Origin of the sequence: Ilyobacter sp., assembly GCF_041583315.1 — a bacterium.
In the GTDB taxonomy this organism is placed as follows: Bacteria; Fusobacteriota; Fusobacteriia; order Fusobacteriales; family Fusobacteriaceae; genus Ilyobacter.
Genome location: NZ_JBFHGC010000130.1, coordinates 1 through 5,868 on the forward strand (window position 1 = coordinate 1; position 5,868 = coordinate 5,868).

At 32.8% G+C, this 5,868-nt stretch carries 4 protein-coding genes and 1 pseudogene; 4 read left to right on the top strand and 1 reads right to left on the bottom strand.

Annotated elements, in window-relative coordinates; genetic code table 11:
- Nucleotides 1–584 precede the first annotated feature (584 nt).
- The 4 genes and pseudogenes from ABZA26_RS05980 to ABZA26_RS05995 all read left to right on the top strand — a co-directional run bounded on the left by ABZA26_RS05980 (nt 585) and on the right by ABZA26_RS05995 (nt 5,184).
- Nucleotides 585–1,010, top strand: a complete 426-nt coding sequence (locus tag ABZA26_RS05980; protein WP_372713609.1) for a hypothetical protein — start codon at nt 585–587, stop codon at nt 1,008–1,010.
- Between the two features lie 56 nt (nt 1,011–1,066).
- The gene (locus ABZA26_RS05985) at nt 1,067–1,384 is read left to right on the top strand and encodes a hypothetical protein (RefSeq protein WP_372713611.1); all 318 of its coding nucleotides are present in this window, start codon (nt 1,067–1,069) and stop codon (nt 1,382–1,384) included.
- Nucleotides 1,385–1,533: 149 nt separating this feature from the next.
- Nucleotides 1,534–2,423: pseudogene (locus tag ABZA26_RS05990) on the top strand (ornithine cyclodeaminase family protein).
- 277 nt (nt 2,424–2,700) lie between these two features.
- The gene (locus ABZA26_RS05995; RefSeq protein WP_372713612.1) at nt 2,701–5,184 is read left to right on the top strand and encodes a cation:proton antiporter; all 2,484 of its coding nucleotides are present in this window, start codon (nt 2,701–2,703) and stop codon (nt 5,182–5,184) included.
- A gap of 211 nt (nt 5,185–5,395) precedes the next feature.
- On the opposite strand, the gene ABZA26_RS06000 is transcribed toward ABZA26_RS05995, so the two are convergent.
- On the bottom strand, nt 5,396–5,868 hold a 473-nt coding region (locus tag ABZA26_RS06000), incomplete at its 5' end, for a GGDEF domain-containing protein (RefSeq protein ID WP_372713613.1).

Genomic DNA, 5,868 nt, shown 5'->3' on the forward strand with positions numbered 1-5,868 from the left:
ATAGTGTAATCCTCTAAAAACCTCATTCTTAGCCTCTATATATTTTTCATTCAGCTCCTCTGGATACCTCTATGCATTTTCTATAAGTTTTTCCGTCGGTGTAATATAAATATGCTTCTCTTCTTGATTTCACCTTTTTATAAATGTATCATTAATCTATAAACAAAAGAAACTTACGGAGTGATAATACGAAAGCTAAGTCTCAAAATAAAAAGGAGCTGTTTAAAAAGCTTTTTGCTGAAAATAAATACCTTATATAGAATCTAACTACAGTTGTGAATTCCGACAAGTAAAAAAACACCACTTCTAAAAAGGAAAATCCTAAAGAAAAACATAAGAATATAATAGCATCCTGCGAAGGATTTAACACTACAGACCATTACAGAATTCCTATCATTTATAAATTTTACTCAAATCATAAAATATTGGGATGCCTTAACCATCAAGGAAATAAAGTTCCTCGGCATATTTTAAACAGATATAAAGACAAAGGATTATTTAAACAGATTGCCCATATCTGTCGTGACCTAAAAATAACAGGAGAATTCATCACCCACTGCAATAAAAAATAGAAAAGATTTTATTTGGAGATGATTACATTGGAATACTGCCCTTTAATAAATAAAGCAGAATACCACTCTAGTTACAACATTGGAGAGCGACTTATAGCTATATCTATGGATAATATCCCAGTAAGAGGTGCAGTGCAATATAAGTATGTTGTGATGGTTTGGGATAAGGTTTCAAAAAAACCTGTTTATTTTATTACGTCAGAATCAAGTCCCTTTAATAAAGGACTACAATTTTTAGGAGTGTTTGAAGAGGGACCATTCACACACGGTAATTTAGGAGCATCTGATATTTGGAAAAACCAAGATAGCTTTATAGCTGAGGCTTTTGATATAATAGAAGAAAAATTTGAAGAGAAGATTTTAGAAATTAAGTCTGAAAATGATATTAAAAAAAGTAAGGAGATTTTGGAATGCTGGCTAAATCACAGACTCAGATAAAATCACGGCTTATCATTTGGAGTTAATAAGAAAAAATTATAGGGTAGGTGTAAATTATGGGATCAGGATACGCTATCCAATGTAACCATTGTGGAAAAGAAAGAAAAATTTTTTTCGAAAGAGGTTTTTTATCCGAATACAAAGTCCTCTACAATCCCAAAACAAACCAGTTGAAAAATATTGGAATAAACCTTTTGGATGGAGAAAAGAATAAAAATCCAGATTATTTGAAATATCAAAAGCTTTTGTCCAAGGAGTGGATTGAAATAGAAAATTTTGAACAACTGAAATTGTATCTTGAAAAAATAAAATGTGATACATGCAAGAGAAATGGGTACGGAATTAGTATAATGGAAATTTTTGATTGGGATTAAAATTTATGATGTAGTTTAATTTTATATGAAGTGATACGCTTTTATATGATAAAATAACTACTAATCTAGAAATTAATTTTTATTCGGGGGGATTCATGATCGTTATAAATGAAAACTTAATTAAAAAAGTTATCTCTTTTGAAGAAATTATGGAGAGCTTGGAGGAAGCTTTTTTAATTTATGAAAGTGGTAATTTTTCCATGCCAGACAGGATACATGTAGAAAATAAAAAAAACACCCTGCTTTATATGCCTTGCTTCACCGACGAGATATTCGGAACCAAATCTCTTACTATTTTTCCAGAAAACAGTAAGGTAAATAAACCTGTGATAGATGGTTTTATGACACTACATGATCCGGCTACGGGAAGTCCACTTGCAATAATTGACGGAAAAATTCTTACTGCATTAAGAACCGGTGGAGTGGGAGGCGTCGGCTGTAGATATTAACAGATAAAAGTGCATCTGTACTGGGGATTATAGGGGCTGGAGTTCAGGGAATATATCAGACTATTTTCATATCTAAGGTTAGGCCCATAAAAAAAGTTAAAATCTTTGATTTAAACACAGACACAATTAAAACCTTTGTTAAATCTGTAAAAGAAGAATTACCTCATTTAGAAATAGTTGTCTGTGATACCACAGAAGAAGTTTTGACAGGAGCAGACATTGTGGTGACTGCTACCAACTCCAATAAACCTGTTCTGCCAAATAAGACACAACTTTTAAAAGGTAAATTATTTATAGGAATCGGGTCATATAAACCGTCTATGAGGGAATTCCCTGATAAATTGTATCCTCTTCTAAATAAAGTTTATACAGACACTACCTTTGCCTGTGAAGAGTCTGGGGATCTTCACTATCCCTTAAAAAATAACCTTATTACCTCTGATCAGATTTCTACGATAGGTTCTATCATCGCCAAGAAAACAAAGATTCTAGACGAAACAATGTTTTTTAAATCCGTAGGGATGGCACTTTTAGACCTCCTTGTGGCAAAAGCAATATATCAAAAAGTCATTGGTCTCAAAAAACCATAATTTTACTATAAGAAGCCGTTGTAAAGGTGTCGGGCTAACTCCAAACCTTTATTGTAAATCTTATACCTTAAAAAATATTATGTATCCAAATCAAAACTACTACTTCAAGTGGTAGTGTGTCCCAACCCACTATAGGGGCAGGATTCCAGCTTTGGGATGAAGCCCTTCTGAATTGTTTTCGGACTGCGTAATATTTCATTCTGCTGCTTAGGTAGCTCTTGTTTTTTTTATAACTCTTGCTACCGTGAAAAGATCTATATAAAAGGAGTGATATACTTTGATTAATCTACCTATACATGACCCTGTGTTAATATTTGCTATTGTTATGACCAGTGTGCTGGTCGCACCACTGTTTGCTGAAAAATTTAAACTTCCAGGGATAGTAGGTCTCATTGCAGCCGGTTTAATAGTGGGCCCACATACCTTCGGAATATTGGAAAATGATAGAACCATAGAATTACTAGGTACAATAGGCCTCTTGTATATAATGTTTGAAGCTGGCCTTGAAATAAACATCGGTGAAGTAAAAAAAAATAAACATCACAGTATATTTTTTGGACTTCTGACATTTTTTATTCCTTTTGTTATTGGTGTTTTTAGCGGAGTCTATATATTAAAAATGAATTTAATGGCATCAGTGCTCATGGCTAGCCTCTTCTCATCCCATACTCTAATAAGTTTTCCCATAGTCAGTAAATTGGGACTATCTAAAAAGAGCTCTGTATCTACAACAATAGGGGCTACTATTATAACTGATACTTTGGCATTTTTAGTCATGATAATAGTCATCGCTTCCAACCAGGGAAACCTTGGTGGATTCTTCTGGATAAAATTATTTACTTTAAGTACCCTCTATGTTGTATTGACAGGATTATATCTTCCAAGAATGACAAGGTGGTTTTTTAGAAACTACTCTTCAGAATCTGGAGTGGAGGAATATGTTTTTGTGATAACTGTGCTGTTTATATTGGCACATCTATCTCACCTTATCGGTTTAGAGCCGATTATAGGGGCTTTTTTGGCCGGGCTTGTACTAAACACTCTTATACCTGAAAAAAGCGCCCTTATGAACAGGGTACAGTTTATAGGAAGTTCTATGTTTATCCCATTTTTCTTGATATCTGTTGGAATGATAATAGACGTGAGCCATTTCTTTACAGGGACTGGAGCACTGAAAATATCACTTACAATGATTATAGTGGCTATATTGTCTAAGTATCTGGCAGCATTCGGCTTTGGTAATAGTGTAAAACTCAAAAGATCAGAGACAAACTTGATGTTTGCGATGAGTGTAAATCAGGCTGCAGCTACGCTGGCAGTTGTAATGATTGGATATAGAGTAGGGATATTCAATGAGGATATTCTGACTGGATCTATAATGATGATAGTTTCCACTTGTTTCTTGGGTACTATTTTTACAGAAAAATATGCGAAAGAGGTATTATTGGAGGAGCAGACTAATTACGAAGTTTCAGATACCGTAAAAACGGATAGAATACTTATACCTATTAATGGTGCAAATGATTTAAAAAACTTGATAGAATTTGCCTTTTTAATAAAGAAAAAGGGAAGTCACGAGCCTTTATATCCACTGACGGTGGCCATAGATGGTCAAGATGTGGAGAGGCAGATCCTAGACGGTGAAGGAGTCCTCGCCAAGGTAGTTACCCATGCAAATTCATTGCAAAAGAGTGTCATACCTCTCAACAGAATAGATATTAATGTGTCCAATGCCATAACAAAAGTTATTAAAGAATACAGAATTTCTAAGGTTATTATAAACTGGGACAAAATAAAAAAAAGCCACAATAGAGTGTTCAGCAAGATAATAGATCAGTCAGTGAAAAAATGTAACGAGACCATGTACATTACAAAGATAATAAACCCTGTAGGGATAACAAAAAACATCTTTTTAATGGTCCCGCCGTTAATTAACAGGCAGAGTGGTTTTGTAGATGAATTTTATTCTATAACCAAGATGGCCTTATCAATAAACTCCAAATTGGTAATAATATCAGATGAACCGACAAAATTAGAGTTACAAAAGATAATAGCTAAAAATACATCTAATCTCAACTATGAATTTGATACTTTAAAGAGTTGGAAAGATATTGAAGAAAATCTGATAGGTGTGATAAATGACAATGATATGATTATTCAAATGATGGCAAAGCAAGGACAGCTAGCATGGCGTCTGACTTTTGACAGGCTTCCAAATAAACTCGGAGAGAGATTTGTAGAAAACAATATGATAGCCGTCTATCTTTCTTCTAACTCAAACAGTGAAGAGGAATTTTCATATGAGAATACCAAAGGTGATATATCTATTATCAGGAGATTGCCGGAAAATAATTTTATGTTTGATTTTTCTGAAAATAATCCAGAAAAATTGTTAAAAATAATCGCAGATAATTTTTCGAACGAAATAGAAAGTAGAAAATTATATGAAGATTTGAAAGATGTACTAAAAAAATATCCGGTAGAGCTGACCCAGGAAACACTCCTTATTCATACATATACAGAATCTATCGATGATTATCAAGTATATATTGCAACAAATAAAAATAAGTTTACAGTGGAGAATGTAAAATCAAATCCTAAGGTTATTATCGTACTTTTGTCACCGAAGTCAGATCCAATGAACAGACACTTAAAGGTTCTTTCTGAAATTGCAAAAATAGTTACCGATAAAAAAATGCTTTCAGATCTGCTGGATTCTTACACTTATTCAGAATTTCTAGAAAAAATAAACCAAAGATAAAAAAGCATAAAAATTTCAAACTATATGATAATTTTATTCGAGAAAAAAATAAAGTATTAGGCAGTCTTTGTTTTAAAACACAAGATTTTATTATCTTGTGTTTTTTAATTTACTAAAATATAGCTTTTTAATTTACAGAATTTAAAAAGGTGATCCAGGTGGATCACCTATAAATGACTAGGAATATAATTTACACGTAATTTTGAAAAAACTAATTGATGGTATTTTTAGAAAAACTATACCTATTTCTTCCGGATTCTTTCGCTCTGTAAAGTTCTTCATCAACTTTTCTCACCAAATCATCTACATTTTCATATTCTGATATCTTGCCACTCTTTATTCCGATGCTGATTGTGATTTCACCAAAAGGAGAGTCTTCATGCTGAAGATAACAGACTTTCAGCTTTTTTTGAAATTTTTCAACCAATGAGATAGCCTCTGTTAAATCAGTCTGGGGCAATACCACTAAAAACTCCTCTCCCCCATATCTACCGATAGCATCTGTTTTTCTTTTGAAATTCTTTTTAAGTAAATTTCCTATTATTCTTAAAATACGGTCTCCTTCGACATGTCCATATTTATCATTGTATTTTTTGAAGTAATCGATATCAAACATTATAAGTGTTAAAGTCATTTCTGATCTTCTTGCACTTTCGAACAATAATTCACATTTTTCCATCATAA